Genomic DNA, 22,482 nt, shown 5'->3' with positions numbered 1-22,482 from the left:
TGCGGTTAAAAAATATAATTGTTTTACTAATAAAAATAGATGAAAGATGAGTTCTATTTTTCAGAATTTGAATAGACAGCAATTACTTAGAGAAACTAAAGACTATCTATTGATTGCATTAGGGATGATTATGTACGCCATAGGATGGACAGTATTTTTATTACCGAACAATTTGCCTTCCGGTGCTGTTCCTGGCATTGCCTCTGTAGTATATTGGGCAACCGGTTTTCCAGTACAATATACTTATCTGATTATCAATTTCAGCCTTCTTCTTCTGGCATTAAAGATTTTGGGATTAAAATTCTGCCTGAAAACCATATTTGCTGTAGGTGTACTTACATTCGCCACACCAATATTCCAGCATTTCATCAAAGGATCGCTTATTAACGACCAGCCCTTCATGGCATGCGTGCTTGGAGCATCTTTCTGCGGCGGAGGTATAGGTGTAGCATTTTCCGCAAACGGCAGCACAGGAGGTACTGATATTATTGCAGCAATCATCAATAAATACCGCGACATCACGCTGGGAAGAGTAATTCTGATATGTGACATTATAATTATATCATCCAGCTATTTTGTACTGCATGATTGGGAGAAAGTGGTTTACGGATATGTAGTATTGTTCATATCAAGCTTTGTACTGGACCAAGTAGTAAACAGCGCACGCCAGTCTGTACAATTCTTCATCATATCCCGTAAATACGAAGAAATAGGTAAAAGGATAAACAAAGATCTGCACCGTGGGGTTACATTTATAGACGGAGTGGGATGTTACACGAACAATAATGTGAAAATGATGTTCGTCCTTGCAAAAAAACGTGAGTCAAACATGATTTTCCGTCTGATTAAAGACATTGACCCTAACGCTTTTGTATCACAAAGTGCAGTAATCGGTGTATTTGGTGAAGGTTTCGATAAAATCAAAGTTAAGTAATAAATAATAATCCAATGAATATGAACTCAAATTTAGATATTGCCAAAAGGATATCCTTTACATTGGATTGTCCGCTAAGTAAAGAAGTATTAAAGGCATTCGCTGAAATACTTACAGTTGAAAAATACAAGAAAGGTGAGAAAATACTGGACGAGGGCCAAGTGTGCAAGTCACTATATTTCATAGACAAAGGCATGACACGCCAGTTCTACTTCAAATACGATAAAGACCTTACAGAACATATCGGATACGAAGATGCGATAATAGTATGTCTGGAAAGTTACTTTAACGAAGAACCTACAAAATTAATGATTGAAACCCTGGAGCCAACCATAGCATGGAAAATCGACAAACATGACATAGAGCGTCTGGCATCGCTAAACAGCGAAATAGGAACATTATACCGAAGGATATTCGAGAAATCATTAATCACGTCACAGCAGAAGGCCGATACGTTAAGGTTTGAACCTGCAAACGAAAGATACAACAAGCTCATGCAGAGACATCCGGAAATACTGAAGCGGGCTCCACTTATATATATAGCATCATTATTGCAGATGACTCCGGAGACTCTAAGCCGTGTACGTTCGGCCAGTCTTAACTCATAAAAAAAAGATTTCAAACAATAAGAATAAAGGCAGGAAGTTCCAACATATGTTTCAAACTTCCTGCCTTTAATATTTATATTTATCAGAAGATTACACCGACACGGAAACCGGCATTATTCTGACCATTTATTTCGCTGGTTAAGGTATATGTCTTATTTGTTCCATAACTATAATATCCGGCCACATGGAATCCCCAGTTCTTGTTCTTGCACGGATAAATATTAAATCCTATTTCAGGAGAAACATATCCTCCCCATGCTTTATCATACAAACCTTTTACTCCATAATATGTAGTGTTTCTTGCAAACATCGTACCTGCCTTTAATCCAACATAAGGGACAAAATGCTTTCCATCCCACAATTTATAGTTTGCCACTACACCAAAAGGCACCTGGAATGCCGAACGTTGCTGGTCTGTTGTCAGACTTTCAGTAGGCGAAAGCTGCAATGTCTGTCTTTCCACATATTGATGGTTTGAATGAAATGAAGCAAAAACTCCCAGATCCCAACGAGGATTAACTTCATACTTCAATTCGTAATTCATTCCCCAGCCGCTGATTTTATCTGCATATCCGGTAGAGAACGGAGCATTGACCTGCCAGTCTATCACAAGATTAAGATTTCTGACATCCCATTGTGCATTTGCTGAGAGAACTAACGCTGAAAGAAAACAGCAAAACACCATTAACCTTTTATATATACTATTATAAGTTTTCATTTTTACCTCCGTTTTTATTTATTACATTGAATATATTCCGACTGTTTGAATGCCTGTTGCACTGAATTTACAAGCAATTGCAAATTATACATACCGCTATATTGTGCTCCGGAAGCATTGGCATACCATAACACCGGAATATTCTTTCCGTCAGTATCACCTGTCAAATCCACCATTTCCATAACCAGAGTGTTGGTGCTATAAGTATAAGTCACCGGATAAGGATAATACCATCCTCCCCACCATGGGCCCCAATAACCGTAATCCCACCATCCGCCAAAATATCCTCCGGATACGACCTGATACGACTCATCAACATAAGACAGCTGAATACCCAAATCTGCATTATCCTTATCTTCCGGATCTGTCAAACGGGTATAGCCACGTTCATTCATCTGACTTTCTACAGCTTTTATTATCTTCATCGCATTTTCATCCTTCCAGTAAGTAGCTTTATGTCCTCCAGCTTCCAATATACTGTCCGGTAGAAAATATGTTTTGTAACTTCCAAAATCAGCACTACTGTCATAATCAGTATATACCGTCAAATCTGTGTCAAGTTCTGACATGTCAGGATCTTTTTCGCACGAAGCTAACGCAAACGTCAAACAAGCAAAAAATAATAGTTTTTTCATATTCACAAGTTTTAAAATGATTATCAAATAGAATTTCCTTTAAACACGCGGCTCTTATAATAAGGAACAATATATCCGCTCAGAGTAATACGGTTTGAGTTGAAATTTGGTGATATAGTCACAGACGCTTTATTGGAGCCTGCATACTTAACGATATTGACTACAGCAGAAATTCCAGCCCCCATAACATTCATCGAGATACTGATATTACCCTTTTTATCTTGCTTCTGTTTATAATTCGATATGTTACCATCAAGTGTTATACCGCCAATGCCGTTAGGTCCGGACACAGGGACATTAAATGAGACCTGCACCACTGACTTGTCATCGGCAACAGAAACGAAGTTTGTATTAGAATTCACAAACACGGTTTCTCCACGTTTGAACTCCACCTTATCTGCCTCCAATACAAAATGTTTGTCTGTAATAGCTTTCTCTGCTTCGAACGATTTCAGACTGTCAATCCTCTCCTCTAACAGTTTTTCAGAATCAATGTTTTTCTCACACTCCTGCGAATAAACATTACATGCCATAAAAGGCATCATCATAATAATGAAGGTTACAACTATTTTCATACTAATTCTCCTTTCTTTTTTAATTCAAAGCAAAATTAGAATGATAAATTTACCTTTAAAATAGAAATTTCCTATATTATCATAGGGATTTGTATATTTCGAATAGGTGATTTTCCCCATTAATTACCTGGATTTCCAAAATGATATTATCAGCCCTGCAGGAGTCATTGCAAAGGCTGTTCGCTATACTCACCAGCCAACGTGATATAGTTTTTTACCAGATAATTATTCTTGAACACTTCAGGAGCCTCATCTACAATATCCTTCATCAAAGGAGTCATAAACGGATAAGGCAAAGAATTGCCTATCATTATAAATACTCCAGGACCTAAAACATTTTCATAATTTGTTTGAATAAATGTCTTTACCAAATTATCCATCTGTTTTCCTACAGATGCCCTCTGTTTGTCTATCTCAGCCTGCACAGTATTTATATCTATGCCATCCATGATCATACGGCTTTCTTCCCTCTCCACTTCATATGCCTTATCATCAATGGCAGTCTTTTCTTCGATAAATTTATTAAAGCTGTCGTTAAGAGGAGTTCCCTTTATGGAAATGCCTACATTATCTATTTCAATATTAATATTTCCCTCTTCCAGAACAAGCGGCATAATACATTCATCGTCCATATAAAGCGATGCAAGCACTACAGAATCCACCTTACCATTCATACTGAAATATCCATGAATAACTTCTGCAGAATCTATGCTGACAAGCTGGTCTCCTGAAACAACCTTTATGAACAGCATCTTGCCATCAAGTCTGGAAACGGAAGTTACGCCATCTACCTTATACTTTTTTCCGCAAGACACCAATGTAGTTATGAATAATAAGACAAAACAAAACCTATACATATAAATAAAAAGAAATTATTCTGCTGCAAAGGTAACTCCTTTATGATTTCATAAGAAAATTTTTATCACAAATTATACTAAATACTTGACGATTATACATTTAAAAAAGATGAAAACATGATGTAAGAGATTATATTTCGTTACATTATGAATATTTTTATATCATAAAAACAAACTTATTTTGTCCTTAAATGTTATCTTTGTATCCTATTTAGTGTTCATTGATAAAGGTATATATGTATTTTACTTTCCAATTGGTCACTTTTGAACTTTTTTAAACAATAACAATTCAAAAACTATAGTCAAATGAAGAAAATCAAAGTTTTGGCACTGGCACTTCTGTGCTCAGTATTCACGCCATCGAAGGCGGACGAAGGAATGTGGCTTCTGCAGCTGATGAAAGAGCAGAATCTGGCTGACAAAATGAAGGCACAAGGTTTGAAAATGAACATCTCAGACATCTACAATCCTGAACAGATTACACTGAAAGATGCAGTAGGTATTTTCGGAAGAGGATGTACAGGTGAAATCATCTCTCCTAATGGACTTATCCTAACGAACCACCACTGCGGTTATGATGCAATCCAGCAGCACAGTTCAGTGGAACACGACTATCTGACAGACGGTTTCTGGGCTAAGAGTATGGAAGAAGAACTCCCTACTCCGGGATTGACATTCAAGTTTGTTGAACGTATAGTTGACGTCACTGACAGAGTAAATAATGACATCAAAAAAGGCAAAATTGAAGAAGCCGAATCATTCGGAAGCGAATATCTGAAAAAAATTGCTGCCGACGACCTGAAAAAAAGCGACCTGAAGAAAGCTCCTGGCATCACAACTATGGCATTACCTTTCTACGAAGGTAACAGATTCTACGTATTCTATATCAAGACTTATACAGACGTACGTATGGTAGCTGCTCCACCTTCATCAATCGGTAAGTTCGGCGGTGAAACAGACAACTGGATGTGGCCTCGTCACACAGGCGACTTCTCTATGTTCCGTATCTATACAGACAAGAACGGAAATCCAGCCGACTACAGCAAGGACAACATCCCATTGAAGGCAAAGAAACACCTTACTATCTCTTTGAGAGGTCTTCAGGAAGGCGACTATGCCATGATTATGGGATTCCCTGGAAGCACAAGCCGCTATCTTACTGAAAGCGAAGTGAAACTGAGAATGACAGGTACAAACACTCCAAGAATTGAAGTCCGCGAAGCAAGACAGAATGTGTTGAGAGCAGAAATGGCTGCAAGCGATAAGGTTCGTATCCAGTATGCAAGCAAATTTGCAAGCTCAAGCAACTACTGGAAGAACTCTATCGGTATGAATAAAGCCATCATCGACAACAAAGTGCTTGAAACAAAAGCTGAACAGGAAGCTCGTTTCGCTAAATTTGCAATGGCTAAAAAGAATGCCGACTATCAGGGAGTAGTTGAAAAAATCGATGAATACGTAAAGACTGTTGAACCTATCCGCACTCAGTCAACTTATTTCAGCGAAGTATTCAGAACAGGTATAGAATTCGAATCTTCTTACACTCTCTTCAACAACCTGAAGAAAGCTCTTGAAAAGAACAAGAAGAAAGATATCGAAAAAGCTGTAGAAGCACTTAAAGAAGAATTTGCAGATGTACACAACAAGGACTACGACCACGAAGTTGACCGCAAGGTAGCAAAAGCCCTGATTCCTCTTTACGCTTCCAAAGTTCCTGCAGATGCTCTTCCTGAGTTCTACGAAACTATCAAGGCTAAATTCAACGGCGACTACAACGCATATATTGACGCTTGCTACAACAACTCTATTTTCGCTAACGAAGAAAACTTCAACAAGTTCATCAGCAACCCTACAATAGAGGCTATCGAAAACGACCTTATGGTACAGTACTCTGAAGCAAAAGCTGAAATGAGCAAGAAACTTTCTGAAAAGCTTAAAGCTGCAAGCGAAGGTATCAATCTGCTGCACAAGACATACGTGAGAGGACTTTGCGAAATGTATGCACCGGAACCAAAAGCACCTGATGCAAACTTCACTATCCGTCTGACTTACGGAAATGTCAAGCCATACGATCCTAAAGACGGTGTACACTACAAATACTACACTACTCTGAAAGGTGTAATGGAAAAAGAAGACCCACAGAACCCTGAATTCGTGGTTCCTGCAAAACTTAAAGAACTATACTCTACAAAGAACTTCGGACGTTATGCTATGGCAAACGGTGAAATGCCTACATGCTTCCTTACTACAAACGACATCACTGGCGGTAACTCTGGTTCACCTGTAATGAACGGCAACGGAGAGCTTATCGGTTGTGCATTCGACGGTAACTGGGAATCACTGAGCGGAGACATCAACTTCGACAACAACCTTCAGCGTTGTATTGCAGTGGATATCCGTTACGTTCTCTTCATTGTAGAAAAACTCGGAGGATGCAAGAATCTTATTGACGAAATGACAATCGTAGAATAATGAAAAAAACGATATTACTATCACTACTCACCACATTCACCCTCGCCGGACATGCCGACGAGGGAATGTGGATGCTGACCGACCTGAAAAAACAGAATGCGGCAGTAATGTACGATTTGGGGCTTGACATCAGCATAGACGATGTTTATTCGCCCGACAACATATCGCTGAAAGATGCTGTGGTTCACTTCGGTGGCGGATGCACAGGCGAGGTAATCTCAGCCGAAGGTCTTGTTCTTACCAACCATCATTGCGGATACGGCTACATACAGCAGCACAGTTCTGTAGAGCACGACTATCTGACAGACGGCTTCTGGGCAATGACACGCGAACAGGAATTACCTTGCGAAGGACTTACAATCACTTTCATCGACAAGATACTTGATGTCACAACTTACGTCAAGGAACAACTTAAGAAAGATGAAGACCCGGAAGGGCTGAACTACCTGTCACCGTCATATCTTTCGAAAGTGGCTGCAAGATTTGCCAAGAAAGAGAAAATCAAGACAGACGAATTCACAGTTCTGGAGCTCAAGCCTTTCTATGGAGCCAACAAATACTATCTTTTCGTAAAGACAGTATATAAGGATATCCGTATGGTGGGCGCGCCTCCTTCATCAATAGGAAAGTTCGGAGCCGATACAGACAACTGGATGTGGCCTCGCCACTGCGGCGACTTCTCAATGTTCCGCATCTATGCCGACAAGAACGGAAAGCCAGCCAACTACAGTGCAACCAACGTTCCTCTGAAAGTGAAGAAACATATCGCAATCAACCTGAAAGGAGTGAAAGAAGGTGACTTTACATTCGTTATGGGATTTCCGGGAAGAAACTGGAGATACATGATAAGCGACGAAGTGGAAGAACGCATGCAGACCACAAACTTCATGCGCGACACTATCCGCGGCGTACGCCTCAGAGTGCTTGGCGAAGAAATGGCAAAAGATGCAAAGACACGCATACAGTATGCAGCCAAATACGCATCGTCTGCCAACTACTGGAAGAACGCAATAGGAATGAACGAAGGGTTGATCAAACTGAAAGTTCTCGACAAGAAGAAAGAACAGCAGGAACACCTTCTGGAATATGGCCGTGAAATAGGTAACAACAGTTACAAGGAAGCTTTCGATGCTATCCGCTCAATAGTGGCAAAACGCAGAAATGCCGTTTATCATCAGCAGGCTATCTACGAAGCGCTAATGCTGGGAACAGAGTTCTACAAGGTTCCTGACACAGACGCACTCCGTAACGCTATAGAAGCTAACGACAAGAAAGCCATAAAGGAAGAGACAGAAAACCTGAAAGAAGCTTACAAGAAGTTCTACAACAAGGACTACAATCCGGAAGTTGACCGCAAAGTTTCAAAACAGCTTATTGCTCTTTATGCAAAATTAATTCCGGCAGAACAGCGCATAAGCATCTTCAAGCAGATAAACGAGAACTTCGGCGGAAATACAGATGCTTTTGTTGACGCATGTTTCGACAAATCTATCTTCAGAAGTCAGGCTGCACTTGATGCTTTCCTTCAGAATCCTGACACCAAGACTCTTCGTGAAGACCTGATGGTACAATATTCCAAGTCTGTAAAGGACGGATACAACGCTACATCAAATGCAATGAAAGCCGAAACAGACGCATATAATCTTGCACACAAGACATGGGTAGCCGGAATGCTTGAACTGAAAGCCAAGAACGGCACACCGGTTTATCCTGATGCCAACTCTACACTGAGACTTACTTACGGCAAAATTGGTTCTTACGAACCGGCAGACGGAATGGAGTATCTGTACTACACAACACTGAAAGGTGTTATGGAGAAAGAAGATCCTAACAACCCTGAATTCGTTGTTCCTGCAAAACTTAAGGAACTGTATGAAAAGAAAGATTTCGGCCCATACGCAATGCCTGACGGACGCATGCCTATATGCTTTGCCACAGGAACAGACAACACAGGAGGTAACTCCGGTTCTCCTGTATTCAACAGCAAAGGTGAGCTGATAGGAACAGGTTTCGATCGTAACTACGAAGGACTTACAGGCGACATTGCCTACAACCCACAGTTGCAGCGTGCCGCATGTGTTGACATCAGATACACACTGTTTATCATCGACAAGTTTGCAGGTGCAGGACATCTGATTGATGAAATGACAATCATCAAATAAGCCTATTTCCAAACAACAGTGAATAAATAAAAATCGCGCTTTGACTCCCCTGTCCTACAGGAAACGTCAAAGCGCGATTTTATTTGTTATGATCTAAACGGAATTTAAATGCCGCTTAAATCTTATCATCATTGGAAGAATAAGTCATCAAGACGACTTGTATTCTCTTCTTCCAGTTCAGAAACCTTATCCTTACATGGATCGAACTCATCAGGAATATCGAATTTCTCTTCCTGCGAATATCCCAAAGTCTTGTCGGCATAAACCTTATTCATATATATACCCCAAATAGGAAGAGCCATTGAAGCACCCTGTCCGTCAGCCATACGGTCGAAGTGAATGTCACGTTCCTCGCCTCCTACCCAACATCCGGACACCAGACTTGGAGTGAAGCCCATAAACCAACCGTCGGAGTTATTATTCGTAGTACCTGTCTTACCGCCCATATCAGCAGTGATGTGATACAGTCGTCTTACACGTCCACCGGTACCTTCATTGATTACCGCACGAAGCATTACAAGCATCTTGTAGGCACTGCTTTCGCTTATCACCTCGTTGACCTGTGGAGAGAATGTTGCCAAAACGTTACCATCGTTGTCCTCTATACGTGTGACGAACAACGGTGCCGTACGTATTCCCTTGTTCACGAAAGCCGTGTATGCGCTTACCATTTCGCCAACCGAAATTTCGCAAGGTCCGAGGCACAATGATATCGTAGGCTGTATCTCCTTATTAAGAACACCGAACGAATGAATCAATCTAACTAACTCATAAGGATTAAGCTTGCTCATCAGATAAGCCGAAATCCAGTTGTTTGAATTTGCAAGACCCCATTTCAGGGTAACAATCTCGCCATAATGCTTCTTCGAACTGTTTCTCGGAGTCCATGCAATACCATTCTCATCGAAATAAGTTCCCTCAACGTTTCTTGTCTCGTCGCATGGAGAGAAACCGTTTTCCATTGCAAGCGAATACAGGTACGGTTTGATGGTAGATCCAACCTGACGGCGTCCCACCATAGCCATATCATACTTGAAGTTGTCATAGTTAGGTCCGCCCACATATGCTTTCACATATCCTGTAATTGGGTCCATCGACATAAATCCGGCACGAAGGAAATGCTTGTAGTATTTAATAGAGTCAAGAGGAGTCATGATAGTGTCCTTCTCACCCTGATATGTAAACACTGTCATCTCACGCGGAGTATTGAAAGCCTTCATGATTTCATCATCCGAATACCCTGCAGCCTTCATCACACGGCGACGCTCACTCTGCCTTATAGAACGGTTCAAGATAGCCTCAACCTCCTCATTAGAGAGCTGATTTGTATATGGAGCTGTCTTTCTGCCTTTCTTTTCCTTGAAGAAACGAGGCTGCAGGTATTCAGCCACATGCTCCTGTACCGCCTCTTCGGCATACTGCTGCATACGCGAATTTATAGTGGTATAAATCTTCAGACCGTCTGTATAAAGATTATAGTTTGAACCATCCTTTTTCTTGTTCTTGGCACACCATCCGTACAGAGGATTTGTTTCCCATGCAAGGGAATCTTCGTAGAACTTCTGCATCTGCCAGCCACGGTAATTCTTCTTCACCGGTTTCTTGGCATTCAGCACACCTCGGAGATATTCCCTGAAGTATGTAGCCAGACCGTCATTATGGTCAACCGGTCTGTATCTCAATACCAATGGCAATGCCTGAAGTGAGTCACGTTCAGCCTCAGTCAGATAACCAGCCTTACGCATCTGGTCGAGCACTACATTTCGACGTCCACGAGTACGTTCGTTGAAACGGCGCGGATTATACAGCGAAGGATTCTTACACATACCGATAAGTGTGGCAGCCTCTTCAATGCTCAGATCCTTAGGCTCTTTTGAGAAATAAGTGCCTGCAGCTGTCTTTATACCAACGGCATTGTTTAAGAAGTCGAACTTATTGAGATACATCGTAAGGATTTCCTCTTTGGTGTAATAACGTTCCAGCTTAACGGCAATCACCCATTCGATAGGTTTCTGCAGCAGACGTTCCATCACATTGTCGGCTGTAGGCGAATAGAACTGCTTTGCCAACTGCTGGGTAATAGTACTACCACCACCGGCATTCTTCTGCATGAACACACCACGCTTGATAAGGGCACGCATGAATGCTCGCGCATCTATACCGGAATGTTCGCTGAAACGCACATCTTCTGTAGCCACAAGAGCATGCACCAGATTTGGCGACAAGTCCTCGTAACCTACATACAGACGGTTTTCCTTGCTGAGCGACCACGTTCCCAATACCTTTCCGTCGTCAGAAATAACCTGTGTGGCAAACTTTAGATTAGGATTTTCCAGTTCCTCGATAGGTGGCACATATCCTATCTTGCCATCCGAGATAGCAGAAAATATTATATACGTTGCCAGTATTCCTATCAGCAGCAACGCCCAAAGTACGATGATAAAAGTTTTTCTCATTGAAATAGCTTATTTGTTACATATCAGTTCCCTAATTCTCCAAAAAGGAAACAAATCGGCACAAAATTAGCAAAAGGTGAGCGCAAAAACAAATGAAAACTGAAGTTTTCAAATTTAGTCATGACAGAATCGTATTTCAAACTGTGATTTATATAAACACAACTTATATTTATAGATTATAAAAGCATAAAATAAACTTTACTAACGGGAGAAAAAACTTTTATACTAACCTAATAAAATTTTACGGACTATGGCAAAATACGTAATGCAGGAAATGAGAAATCTCCATAAAGAAGGAGAAACGCTACTCTACCCTAGAATGGTGATTGAGTGTTGCTGCGATAAAGATATATTTCTTTTAAAGGCTCACTCATATTATTATCTTACAATTCTGTAATCTCCAGCACCATATTCTTTTGCCACTTCCTCACCAGGAAGAGTTACCGATGCGGTACAACCTTCAGGAACAGTAAACTCCCAAATCCATGTATCGCCCTCGTATTTCCACGAACTCTTTATACGCCCTGATGCAGAATCATATACAGCATCTACAAATCCTATCCTCTTGTCAGGCACCGGTTTCATTATTATATGCCTGAAACCGGGACATCAGGATCGGATGCAATACCGGCAACGCTCTCCCAAATCCATTCACACACCACTCCGTAAGCATAGTGATTGAAACTGTTCATGCCTTTGGGTCCCATACCGGACTCTATCATGTAGCTGTTCCATCTTTCCCATATTGTGGTTGCACCATTGTCGATGGAATATAACCAACTCGGATTTTTTCTTTGGAGAAGCAATTCCCATGCAATGTCCGACATTCCATTTTCTGTCAGTACAGGCATTAGTATCGAAGTTCCCAAGAAACCGGTCTGCAGACAATTGCCGTGTTCCGCAAAATTATTCCTCAAACGTGAAATTAAAGAAGTTTTTGCTTCACCTTCCACCAATCCGTTTTTAAGTGCAAAAAGCGCAGGAGTCTGCATAGTATTAAGAACATCAGTCTTGAATTTTCCGTCGGCTGTCAAGAATTTACCCTTGACATATGCTTTTGCCTCAGCAACCATATTCTCATAACGTGAAGCATCCCTACCGGTAGCCAAAGCCATATCACGCATCATGCCGGCATCAATTATCCAATATGATGCACTCAGATAATTCCAGTAATCAACGGCATCCGGAAGAGGGCCCGGATTTCCTTTTCTGTTTTTACCGAAAGCTCCACCGCCACAACTTTCAAGCGGCTCATAACTAAGCCAGTCGGCCCACTGGTAATTCATGTTTTCTTCCTTCAATACATTATGGTCATATTTTGTATCGTTTACGTGATTGATATATTTCTCCATAGACTCCCAGCACTGTTCTATTATACCGGCATCTCCATACTGTTTCCACATTGTCCATGGAACAATTATTCCTGCATCTGCCCATCCCACTCTCATCATCTCACCACCATATTGTGCCAAAGGAGCTACACCGGGGAAGCCGCCTGTTTCGCTTTGTGTATCCATCATATCTCTCATCCATTTATGAAAGAATGACAATGTATTTGCAAAGAATGTACCGGTTTCGGCAAAGACCTGAGTATCAGCAGTCCAACCAAGCCTTTCATTACGCTGCGGACAATCTGTAGGTACCGACAGATAATTCGAGCGCATGCCCCACACTGTATTTGATATAAGTTTATTCACCATTTCATTGCCGGTTGTAATTTTTCCGGTTTCCATTTCCTTTTTTATAGAAGTGACAGGAACGGATCTTATGCTTTTGATACTGACATCACCTGAAGTACGTATTGTAACAAAACGATAGCCGAAAAACGTATTACGAGGACAGAACTCCACATACGACTCACATGACGGGAATATATATTTAAGCCTCATACCGTCATCAGGTATTCTCAGATTCAGACGGTGTACACTTCCTTCCGGTCCGTCCATACCACGGCTTTTAGCGCCATTGCCGTCATTAAGAAGTTCTGACGGGAAACACTCCAATACAGTACCTTCCTCGGCCTGAAAAACGAATGAAGGTACAGCAGCACAGTTCTGACCGATATCAACAACAAGATTTTCACCAGATGAAACTGTAATGGTTTCTTCAGGACTGTATTTCCTGAGAATATTGACCTTACCATACTCATCATCACTTTCTCCGGTTACACCTTTCCAAATATATACCTCTGCAGGTGGCAGGGCGAGATCTTTGCGGAAATACACATCAGCTCCAACAGACGGAATTATTTCACCTTTAAATTCGGTATTCAATTCAGGCTTGGAAAGTTTTTCCGGAGTTTCATATCCCGGTAATATACGCGCATCATAGTCTTCCCCATCAAAGATAGCGGCATGTGTAACAGGTCCGGCAATACCGGCTTTCCACTTTTCGGTATCAGTACCGACATATTCCTTGGTTCCATCGGTATATGTCAATTCAAGGACAGAGCGGAATGCACATTTCTTACCTATCATACCTGCATTATTATAAGGTGTTATTATTTTATCTGCCCACCATCCGGGAGTTACCTGTGCCGACAAAATGTTTTCTTCTCCTTTGTCTGAATTATATACATTAGTTATATCATAAGTAAAAGACAGTCTGGTTTTCTGATAATGGGTAAAACCTGGTTTCAATATTTCATCACCAGCCAATGTGCCGTTTACATATATATCATATACCCCCAGACCTGTTGTCATCCATAGGGCCTGCCTGACGTCCTTACTGTTAGTAACAGTAGTAACAAACCAGCTGGCACCATCAGCCGAACGTGTTCCGTCGATGACCTTTCCGGTCACCACCGGCGCATCCGAGACAGATATCCATGATGAACACTTCCATATAGAATCATTTAACGCAGCAACGCGGCAAACATCATTTTCCTGCTTTACCGTACATGACACTGAGAATGCAATAAACCCCGTAATAATTGCACTCGAAAAGACATTTTTCAATAGTTTCGTTTTCATAAAAAGGAATGTATAGATCTTAAAGTTATAAAGCAAAATTACGGAAAATCTTTGTAATAGCAATCTATTTCCAGAAACTTCTCATAAATATCCATTATTGGGCGGAACTTTGAAATATTTTATGTACCTTTGGGCTTCGGTATTAAAAAATAAACATAAAACTGCTAATATGGAAAATAGAAGTTTAGTTACTATTGCCGGACATTCCAAGGAGAAAATACTTTATCTGTTGGAAATGGCAAGAGAATTTGAGAAGAAGCCGAACCGTAGCCTTCTGGCAGGAAGAATTGTGGCAACATTGTTTTTTGAGCCATCAACTCGTACTCGCCTTAGTTTTGAAACAGCTGCTAACCGTCTGGGTGCAAAAGTAATAGGTTTTACAGACCCTAAGGTAACAAGCTCATCAAAAGGCGAAACTCTGAAGGATACCATTATGATGGTGAGCAACTATGCTGACATTATCGTAATGAGACACTATCTGGAAGGAGCCGCAAGATATGCCAGTGAAGTGACAAAGGTGCCTATCGTAAATGCCGGCGACGGTGCAAACCAACACCCTTCACAAACTATGCTGGACTTGTATTCCATATACAAAACACAGGGAACTCTGGAAAACCTGAACATCTACATGGTGGGCGACCTGAAATACGGACGTACAGTACACTCTCTATTGATGGCTATGCGCCATTTCAATCCTACATTCCACTTCATTGCACCGGACGAACTCAAAATGCCGGAAGAATACAAAATCTACTGCAAGGAACATAATATTAAATATGTGGAACACACTGAATTCAACGAAGATATAATTGCTGATGCAGATATTCTTTACATGACACGTGTACAGAGAGAACGCTTCACCGACTTGATGGAATATGAGAGAGTAAAAGATGTATATATTCTGAACAACAAAATGCTGGAGAAAACACGCCCTAACCTGCGTATCCTGCATCCACTGCCTAGAGTCAACGAAATTGCTTACGATGTAGATGACAATCCAAAAGCATACTACTTCCAGCAGGCTCAAAACGGACTGTATGCCCGTCAGGCTATTCTTTGTGACGTATTGGGTATTACTCTTGACGAAGTAAAAGCCGATACAGAAAAATAATAACAGGATATAAATACATTTTGACCATGAACGAAAAAAAAGAACTGCAGGTAGCCGCTCTTGAAAACGGCACTGTAATAGACCATATACCGTCAGACAAACTTTTCACTGTAGTTTCACTGCTGAACCTCAAGGACATGGACAGCAATATCACTATAGGATATAACCTTGAAAGCAAGAAACTAGGCAAAAAGGGTATTATAAAAATAGCTGACAAATTTTTCACAGACGAAGAAATCAACCGTATTTCTGTAGTTGCATCAAACATCAAACTGAATGTAATCAGAAATTATGCGGTTGTGGAAAAGAAAGAAGCAATCATGCCTGACGAACTGAAAGGTATAGTGAAATGCAACAATCCTAAATGTATCACAAACAACGAACCTATGCAGACTTGGTTCCACGTGACTGACAAGGAAAAAGGACTGTTGAAATGTCATTACTGCGAAAAAGAACAGCAGAAGGACAATATTAAACTTATCTGATAATGAAGCAGGACTGGAAACCCGGAACAATGGTTTATCCGCTTCCTGCCGTAATGGTGAGTTGCGGCAGTTGTGAAGAAGAATATAATATAATTACTGTAGCGTGGGTAGGTACTATATGTACCAACCCACCTATGTGTTACATATCGGTAAGACCGGAAAGGCACTCCTATCCTATTCTGAAAAAGAATATGGAATTTGTGATAAACCTTACCACTAAAGATATGGCATATGCCACAGACTGGTGCGGAGTGAGATCGGGCAAGAACTTCAACAAGTTCAGCGAAATGAAACTAACACCGGGAAAAGCATCTGTGGTCAATGCTCCCATTATAGAAGAATCACCACTCTGTATAGAATGCAGGGTAAAAGAAGTGATATCACTGGGATCGCACGATATGTTCATAGCCGATGTGGTAAACGTTAAAGCCGACGAGAAATACCTAAATTCGGAAACAGGAAAATTCGAACTTGCACAATCCAACTTATTGGTGTATGTGCATGGCGGATATTACTCATTGGGAGAAAAAATAGGTAAATTCGGATGGTCGGTCGAAAAGAAGAAATAAGCCGACAATGAGACATATACTTATATATATATTTTCTGTTGTAATGATTGCATGCAGTTCACAGCTGTATGCACAAGATATCATGCGACATGAGAAAAAGCAGAGAGTAAGTATAGGTATTAAAGGGGGATTTAACTCTACTATGACATTTACAGACGAAATATCATATGGAGACCAAGACATTACAGACATACAGAACAACTACAAGGTGGGATATATTGCCACTCTTTTCACACGAATAAATCTGATAAAAAAGCACTTCATACAACCGGAAATTTCGTATGCCGTTTCACATGGAAGTATAAGCATGAGCAATCTGCGCGAAAATGCAACCATACTTGAAGACAATGCCCTGATTAAAACAAAAATATCGTCATTGGAGGTTCCAATTCTGTACGGATATAAATTTATTGATTCATATCCATACGGAATGTCGTTCTTTCTTGGGCCTAAAATAGCATGGACAATAAAAAAACAAAGTTACAGCGAGTACTCTGGTTTCTACCAGAAAAATATCGTTGAACATATAAAACCTATAAACTACAGCGCAGTACTTGGCATAGGAGTCAATATATCAAATATATTCTTTGACTTCAGATATGAAATAGGATGCAACAATATCACCAAGTCTGTTTCATATGATCACGCATCTACTCCGGAACCATATAACGAAAAGGAAATTACGCTTAAAAGACGTAAAAACATTCTGAGTTTCTCTGTAGGTGCAATATTTTAATACGGGAAAAACCATTTACAAACAAATAAATTATTCACAACTATGAAAAGAGATGATTTAATTTTCGGAATTATAGAAAAAGAACACCAGCGTCAGCTTAAAGGTATAGAACTGATTGCATCGGAAAATTTCGTCAGCGACCAGGTAATGGAAGCTATGGGATCATGCCTTACTAACAAATATGCTGAAGGATATCCAGGAAAAAGATATTACGGAGGTTGTGAAGTAGTTGACCAAAGTGAACAGATAGCTATCGACAGACTAAAACAGATTTTCGGAGCTGAATGGGCTAACGTACAGCCACACTCAGGAGCACAGGCTAATGCTGCAGTATTCCTGGCAGTATTGAACCCTGGAGACAAGTTTATGGGACTTAACCTGGCGCACGGAGGACATCTGTCACATGGTTCAGCTGTAAATACATCAGGAATACTTTATACTCCATGCGAATATAACCTGAATAAGGAAACTGGAAGAGTTGATTACGACCAGATGGAAGAAATCGCTCTAAGAGAAAGACCGAAACTCATCGTAGGTGGAGGCTCTGCATATTCAAGAGAATGGGACTATAAGAGAATGAGAGACATTGCCGACAAAGTAGGCGCATTGCTTATGATTGACATGGCTCATCCTGCAGGACTTATTGCTGCCGGCTTGCTTGATAACCCAGTGAAATATGCTCATATCGTGACTTCTACTACTCACAAGACATTGCGTGGCCCTCGTGGTGGTGTCATCATGATGGGTAAGGACTTCCCTAACCCATGGGGAAAGAAAACTCCAAAGGGTGAAATCAAGATGATGTCACAATTATTGGATTCAGCTGTATTCCCAGGTATTCAGGGTGGTCCGCTGGAACATGTAATAGCAGCAAAAGCTGTTGCATTCGGCGAATGTCTGCAGCCTGAGTATAAGGAATATCAAATGCAGGTTAAGAAGAATGCTGCTGCATTGGCACAAGCTCTTATGGACAGAGGATTCACTATCGTATCAGGTGGTACTGACAACCACTCAATGCTTGTCGATCTGAGAACAAAATACCCAGACCTTACAGGTAAAGTAGCTGAAAAGGCTTTGGTATCGGCTGATATCACAGTTAACAAGAATATGGTCCCATTTGATACACGTTCTGCTTTCCAGACTTCAGGAATCCGTCTTGGTACACCAGCAATCACTACACGCGGTGCAAAGGAAGATTTGATGTACGAAATAGCCGAAATGATAGAAACAGTTCTTTCAAATGTTGACAACGAAGAAGTGATAGCATCTGTAAGAGCAAGAGTAAACGAAAAGATGAAAAACTACCCTATTTTCGCTTATTAAAAGAAATCAATAAAAAAATCAATGTCCGATGTAAACAAATTATATCGGACATTTGTATATATGGATATAACTAAACAATCAATTTAAATTACAATGACAAATTACAAACATGTAGCTTTAATTCTATCTGCCGGAATTTTGATGGGCAGCTGCGGTATGAGCAATACTGCTAAAGGTGGTATGATTGGCGGTGGCAGTGGAGCCGCTTTAGGAGCCTTAATCGGCGGATTGGCAGGAAATGGAAAAGGTGCAGCAATCGGCGCTGCTGTAGGTGCTGCCGTTGGTACAGGAGCCGGAGTACTTATTGGAAAGAAGATGGACAAGGCGGCTGAAGAAGCTGCCAAAATAGAAAATGCACAAGTGGAACAGGTGACAGACAACAATGGTCTGCAAGCAGTAAAAGTAACTTTTGCTTCCGGAATATTATTCAGTACCAGCAGCTCAACTTTAAGTGCATCAGCAAAAAGTTCCTTAACTGATTTTGCAAACAATGTACTCAAACAGAACCCTAACATGGACGTGGTAATCTATGGGTACACGGACAACACAGGATGGAAAAACTCAACAGCTGCAGAGAGCGTACAGAAAAACATTGAACTATCAAAGCAACGTGCGGCAAGCGTTTCGGGTTATCTTCTGGCTTGTGGCGTATCAGGAAACCAAATAAAAGCAGTAGAAGGACTTGGTGAAGAAAATCCTGTTGCCAGCAATAATACAGAAGCCGGACGTCAAGAAAACAGACGTGTTGAAATTTACATGTATGCCAGTGAAGAAATGATCAAACAAGCCGAAAACGGTACACTACAATAATAAAAAAGATGTTCAGGTTATTCCTGAACATCTTTTTTATTTTACTCTTATCACCCTTATTCCCGTATGTTTTTTTCTATCTTTCAGATACTCATAAAGCGACATAGGGTCAAGAACTACTCTACCATATAAAGACGAGGCATGAAGAAGATGAATATTACCGTCAACCCAAACTGCAAATCCCAAATGCAATACGTCAAGCCCGTCTATGTTTGTAGTCAGAGCTAGTATATCACCATTACAGATATCTATATTATTATGATGTTCCTTCAGTAATTCCTTTGGAATGTAAGACATATCATAATTTTTCCATTTTTCCTCTACACAAAGCATTTCATTTACTGATAAAGAATCTTCTTTCAAGCGACGGTACAATCCGGAATGCTTTGTCATATAATTTATAGAAAAATGCCTTTGCGAGTGATTACTACGCGATGTAACCTCATACAAAATTCCCTTCTTTTCATTATCAGCCACCCAGTCCGAAAAATAATGCAGTCTGGAAGAATACCCTTTTATCACTCCGTCACGATATCTGATTCGAGTGAGCGCTTCTTTAAAATCACTATACTCATCATCCTCTGCCTTTGAAGCCAAATACATAGCCAATATGGTTTCTACATATGTGGTGCAATCTACCGAATCCGTACGCACCACCAGACTTTCGTTTTCATTAACATCCAATGTTCCTCCACAATAAGGTATCCCAATCATACTCTTTGCAAAGAACATTATTCTATCTGCATCCGACTTGAAATCAGCCTTTGCACTGTTCTCTATTATACTGTCAACAAACAATGAATCGTGATTTATAGAGAAAGCCGGATTGGCTAGCAATGATATTACAATGAAAATAAAAAACTGCTTATTTATCATCTACAGGTTCCCCTTTCAAAATAGGTAATGTGATTTTATACTTGACTGCTATTATACGAACAATAAAGACTGTAGCTCCGCAAGCTATTTGCGAAATATAGCTTTCAAAACCTACAATATAACATAACCATAAAACGATTCCACCTACCACGCATGCCATGGCATATATTTCCTTTCGGAATATAAGCGGAATTTCATTGATGAAAACATCACGAATGACTCCACCGGCAGCACCTGTAATGCTTCCCATGATTATCGCTACCCAAAACGAATATCCTAAATCAAGACTTTTTGTAGCACCTACCACTGTAAACAATGCCAAACCTATACTGTCGAATATAAAAAATGTATTATTAAGATGTATAAGATATTGACGAAACAGTATGACAAAAAACATTGCCAGAGCCGTACAGATAAGATACATAGGATCTATCATCCAGGCAGGAGTTACATCAAGAAGCAAGTCACGTAAGGTACCACCGCCAATAGCCGTTGCAAGACCAACCACATAAGCGCCAAACCAGTCAAAACTTTTTGCAGAAGCCAATCTGATGCCACTTATTGCAAAAGCAAAAGTTCCTATAAAATCAAGTATCTCAACAAAAGATGGAATTTCAAACATATATAATTACAAATTATAAAAATCACCATGTATAATTCAAACCAAAACTAAACAGTTCCTGCAGCTGGAAATAACTTTGATCAGGCTCTTTGGTTACTCCATCGTCATATCTTGCGTGAACAAACAGTTTTGTAGATAAGTACTTATTTACTACAAATGTGAAAGTATTTTCCCATTCACTGAACACCTTCTCGTAATTGGTTGTATAAGAGAATTTTGATTCCCACAATAAAGACGGGATAATTTTCCATGTCAAAGTGGCATTAATACGCGAACCTAATACATTTTCACGCTTATGACCTTCTTCGATATTAAACTTCGTAGGATCTACCTTATCACTCCTTACACTATACAAAGTGTAGTTTATAGGGTTAAGCAGTACAGACAAATCTACTTTTCCATCTTTTACAAACTTATAGTCCATACCGAGACCGACGTTAAGAGTAGCCGGTGAAAGTAAAGCAGATACCAAATCGTCCGAATTAGTAGCGTAGTTTGAGAAGAACTGTGTCTGGAATTCACCAGAGAGTGTATAATACCAATTCTGTATCGCCTTATATCCTAACTTAGATGTAAGACGCAACAAGTCGTTGTTGGCTTTATATGTATGTACCGTATCGGATGGCGCTGTTATAAATCCGAGCTTCCATTCCAATTTTGTTTCAAACTGTGTTTTCTGCTTATCATCGTATTTTACCTGCCATGTAAATCCGGAAACAAGTGATTTAGTACTTTCACCACCTTTATACCAGTTTTCAGAAATATAGTTTTGTGAGAACTGAAGATATCCGTTTCCTCCATATGACCAGAAATTAGGCTTCAACACCAATAATTCAGAATCAGACATTTGATCAAAACCGGCATTGTTCTGTATCAGACTTATGATATTATCTTCACGATGCGCTGAAGTCATGTCTTCGGAAGACATAAAATCAAGTCCTCTCAAGCTAGTTTCGTTCTTTTTTACCAGTTGCGGATATTGCACATAAAAATCTAGCAACTGTCTATTTATACGCCTATCTACCTCGGATGATATCTGCATATGAGGCATACCGATTTCCAACATTGACGCCTTACGCAAAGAGTCATTCACAAGTATATCTCGTGGGAACCACGAATCAATGCTTGAAGCCTCATCAAAAGACTTGGAATAATATGTAAGAGGTACTACGAATTTATAATAATCAGACTTCATATCTATCTCCGACAAAGAGAGATAAATATCATCCCATCTTTCTTGTGCCCATTCCGAATATTTTCTGTAGTCAGAATATATTTTATTGAGTTCTATAACCGACTTTGGAATAACCACAACAGGCTTTTGCGGAACAACTTTCTTAACCATAGTATCTGATTTATTAACCAGAACCGTGTCAACATTTGACTTCAACAAAGAATCAGCCTTTATTGAATCAATCGCCAATGTATCATTGTTTATACTATCTTTTACTTCCTTAAAGATGGTTGTATCATTCAACAATAAATCAATATCAATTACAGAATCAGGAGAAAGAGTAATAATTGAATCCTGCACCATAGAATATCCTTTTAAATCTGAAGC

At 40.2% G+C, this 22,482-nt stretch carries 18 protein-coding genes and 1 pseudogene; 10 read left to right on the top strand and 9 right to left on the bottom strand.

From position 1 onward, the window contains the following. Positions 1-46 precede the first annotated feature (46 nt). Positions 47-934 (top strand): YitT family protein, encoded by an 888-nt coding sequence (locus tag H6A61_RS06700; protein ID WP_204392261.1) that lies wholly within the window; start codon positions 47-49, stop codon positions 932-934. A gap of 20 nt (positions 935-954) precedes the next feature. Continuing rightward, on the top strand, positions 955-1,542 hold the full coding sequence (locus H6A61_RS06695; protein ID WP_204392259.1) for a Crp/Fnr family transcriptional regulator: 588 nt from the start codon (positions 955-957) through the stop codon (positions 1,540-1,542). Positions 1,543-1,624: 82 nt separating this feature from the next. On the opposite strand, the gene H6A61_RS06690 is transcribed toward H6A61_RS06695, so the two are convergent. The 4 genes from H6A61_RS06690 to H6A61_RS06675 form a co-directional block, all read right to left on the bottom strand. Then, entirely contained in the window at positions 1,625-2,260 is a 636-nt protein-coding gene (locus H6A61_RS06690; RefSeq protein WP_204392257.1) for an outer membrane beta-barrel protein, read from the bottom strand. 14 nt (positions 2,261-2,274) lie between these two features. Further along, positions 2,275-2,895, bottom strand: a complete 621-nt coding sequence (locus H6A61_RS06685) for a DUF4136 domain-containing protein (protein WP_204392256.1) — start codon at positions 2,893-2,895, stop codon at positions 2,275-2,277. A gap of 23 nt (positions 2,896-2,918) precedes the next feature. Then, entirely contained in the window at positions 2,919-3,470 is a 552-nt protein-coding gene (locus H6A61_RS06680) for a DUF4251 domain-containing protein (RefSeq protein WP_154043661.1), read from the bottom strand. Between the two features lie 164 nt (positions 3,471-3,634). Continuing rightward, entirely contained in the window at positions 3,635-4,327 is a 693-nt protein-coding gene (locus tag H6A61_RS06675; RefSeq protein ID WP_204392254.1) for a DUF4369 domain-containing protein, read from the bottom strand. Between the two features lie 306 nt (positions 4,328-4,633). On the opposite strand from H6A61_RS06675, the gene H6A61_RS06670 reads away from it, so the two are divergent. Further along, on the top strand, positions 4,634-6,799 hold the full coding sequence (locus H6A61_RS06670; RefSeq protein ID WP_204392252.1) for a S46 family peptidase: 2,166 nt from the start codon (positions 4,634-4,636) through the stop codon (positions 6,797-6,799). Next, a complete protein-coding gene (locus H6A61_RS06665) occupies positions 6,799-8,961 on the top strand; it encodes a S46 family peptidase (protein WP_204392250.1) in 2,163 nt (720 codons plus the stop codon). The genes H6A61_RS06670 and H6A61_RS06665 overlap by 1 nt, the downstream gene beginning before the upstream one ends. Before the next feature lie 128 nt (positions 8,962-9,089). On the opposite strand, the gene H6A61_RS06660 is transcribed toward H6A61_RS06665, so the two are convergent. Together H6A61_RS06660 and H6A61_RS06655 are read right to left on the bottom strand one after the other, a co-directional pair. After that, entirely contained in the window at positions 9,090-11,417 is a 2,328-nt protein-coding gene (locus H6A61_RS06660; RefSeq protein WP_204392248.1) for a transglycosylase domain-containing protein, read from the bottom strand. A 378-nt stretch (positions 11,418-11,795) separates the two neighbouring features. Further along, positions 11,796-14,389, bottom strand: a pseudogene (locus H6A61_RS06655) (family 78 glycoside hydrolase catalytic domain). Between the two features lie 169 nt (positions 14,390-14,558). Between H6A61_RS06655 and pyrB the strand changes: the two are divergent. From pyrB to H6A61_RS06625, 6 genes are all read left to right on the top strand, one after another. Next, positions 14,559-15,500, top strand: a complete 942-nt coding sequence (gene pyrB, locus H6A61_RS06650) for an aspartate carbamoyltransferase (RefSeq protein ID WP_204392246.1) — start codon at positions 14,559-14,561, stop codon at positions 15,498-15,500. A gap of 26 nt (positions 15,501-15,526) precedes the next feature. Then, positions 15,527-15,985, top strand: a complete 459-nt coding sequence (gene pyrI / locus H6A61_RS06645; RefSeq protein WP_204400978.1) for an aspartate carbamoyltransferase regulatory subunit — start codon at positions 15,527-15,529, stop codon at positions 15,983-15,985. Between the two features lie 2 nt (positions 15,986-15,987). Continuing rightward, positions 15,988-16,554, top strand: coding sequence for a flavin reductase family protein (locus tag H6A61_RS06640; RefSeq protein WP_154044233.1), 567 nt, complete (start codon positions 15,988-15,990; stop codon positions 16,552-16,554). A 7-nt stretch (positions 16,555-16,561) separates the two neighbouring features. Continuing rightward, positions 16,562-17,290, top strand: coding sequence for a porin family protein (locus H6A61_RS06635; protein ID WP_235340824.1), 729 nt, complete (start codon positions 16,562-16,564; stop codon positions 17,288-17,290). Between the two features lie 42 nt (positions 17,291-17,332). After that, positions 17,333-18,613 (top strand): serine hydroxymethyltransferase, encoded by a 1,281-nt coding sequence (gene glyA, locus H6A61_RS06630; protein ID WP_204392242.1) that lies wholly within the window; start codon positions 17,333-17,335, stop codon positions 18,611-18,613. 93 nt (positions 18,614-18,706) lie between these two features. Further along, positions 18,707-19,423 carry an OmpA family protein gene (locus H6A61_RS06625; protein WP_154044231.1) on the top strand — a complete coding sequence of 239 codons (717 nt, stop codon included), beginning with the start codon at positions 18,707-18,709 and terminating at the stop codon, positions 19,421-19,423. 36 nt (positions 19,424-19,459) lie between these two features. Here the strand turns inward: H6A61_RS06625 and H6A61_RS06620 are convergent, their stop codons facing one another. The 3 genes from H6A61_RS06620 to H6A61_RS06610 all read right to left on the bottom strand — a co-directional run. Next, positions 19,460-20,299, bottom strand: a complete 840-nt coding sequence (locus tag H6A61_RS06620; RefSeq protein WP_204392240.1) for an N-acetylmuramoyl-L-alanine amidase-like domain-containing protein — start codon at positions 20,297-20,299, stop codon at positions 19,460-19,462. Then, positions 20,289-20,921 carry a trimeric intracellular cation channel family protein gene (locus tag H6A61_RS06615; protein ID WP_239469129.1) on the bottom strand — a complete coding sequence of 211 codons (633 nt, stop codon included), beginning with the start codon at positions 20,919-20,921 and terminating at the stop codon, positions 20,289-20,291. The genes H6A61_RS06620 and H6A61_RS06615 overlap by 11 nt, the downstream gene beginning before the upstream one ends. Positions 20,922-20,943: 22 nt before the next feature. Then, a partial coding sequence (locus tag H6A61_RS06610) for a DUF3078 domain-containing protein (RefSeq protein ID WP_430746789.1) occupies positions 20,944-22,482 on the bottom strand: 1,539 nt, incomplete at its 5' end.

The sequence above is a fragment of the Bacteroides caecigallinarum genome, assembly GCF_016901995.1.
Classification (GTDB): domain Bacteria; phylum Bacteroidota; class Bacteroidia; order Bacteroidales; family Bacteroidaceae; genus Phocaeicola; species Phocaeicola cellulolyticus.
Note: the sequence above shows the minus strand (reverse complement) of the source record. Positions and strands in the feature narration are given on the sequence as shown.

Bases quoted from the DNA above. Each gene is read 5' to 3' on its own strand.
- pyrI (WP_204400978.1), top strand. From the start codon at position 15,527: ATGAACGAAAAAAAAGAACTGCAGGTAGCCGCTCTTGAAAACGGCACT.
- H6A61_RS06635 (WP_235340824.1), top strand. From the start codon at position 16,562: ATGAGACATATACTTATATATATATTTTCTGTTGTAATGATTGCATGC.
- H6A61_RS06640 (WP_154044233.1), top strand. From the start codon at position 15,988: ATGAAGCAGGACTGGAAACCCGGAACAATGGTTTATCCGCTTCCTGCC.
- H6A61_RS06680 (WP_154043661.1), bottom strand. From the start codon at position 3,470: ATGAAAATAGTTGTAACCTTCATTATTATGATGATGCCTTTTATGGCA.
- H6A61_RS06625 (WP_154044231.1), top strand. From the start codon at position 18,707: ATGACAAATTACAAACATGTAGCTTTAATTCTATCTGCCGGAATTTTG.
- H6A61_RS06615 (WP_239469129.1), bottom strand. From the start codon at position 20,921: ATGTTTGAAATTCCATCTTTTGTTGAGATACTTGATTTTATAGGAACT.
- H6A61_RS06685 (WP_204392256.1), bottom strand. From the start codon at position 2,895: ATGAAAAAACTATTATTTTTTGCTTGTTTGACGTTTGCGTTAGCTTCG.
- H6A61_RS06665 (WP_204392250.1), top strand. From the start codon at position 6,799: ATGAAAAAAACGATATTACTATCACTACTCACCACATTCACCCTCGCC.
- H6A61_RS06660 (WP_204392248.1), bottom strand. From the start codon at position 11,417: ATGAGAAAAACTTTTATCATCGTACTTTGGGCGTTGCTGCTGATAGGA.
- pyrB (WP_204392246.1), top strand. From the start codon at position 14,559: ATGGAAAATAGAAGTTTAGTTACTATTGCCGGACATTCCAAGGAGAAA.
- H6A61_RS06620 (WP_204392240.1), bottom strand. From the start codon at position 20,299: ATGATAAATAAGCAGTTTTTTATTTTCATTGTAATATCATTGCTAGCC.
- glyA (WP_204392242.1), top strand. From the start codon at position 17,333: ATGAAAAGAGATGATTTAATTTTCGGAATTATAGAAAAAGAACACCAG.
- H6A61_RS06695 (WP_204392259.1), top strand. From the start codon at position 955: ATGAACTCAAATTTAGATATTGCCAAAAGGATATCCTTTACATTGGAT.
- H6A61_RS06670 (WP_204392252.1), top strand. From the start codon at position 4,634: ATGAAGAAAATCAAAGTTTTGGCACTGGCACTTCTGTGCTCAGTATTC.
- H6A61_RS06700 (WP_204392261.1), top strand. From the start codon at position 47: ATGAGTTCTATTTTTCAGAATTTGAATAGACAGCAATTACTTAGAGAA.
- H6A61_RS06675 (WP_204392254.1), bottom strand. From the start codon at position 4,327: ATGTATAGGTTTTGTTTTGTCTTATTATTCATAACTACATTGGTGTCT.
- H6A61_RS06690 (WP_204392257.1), bottom strand. From the start codon at position 2,260: ATGAAAACTTATAATAGTATATATAAAAGGTTAATGGTGTTTTGCTGT.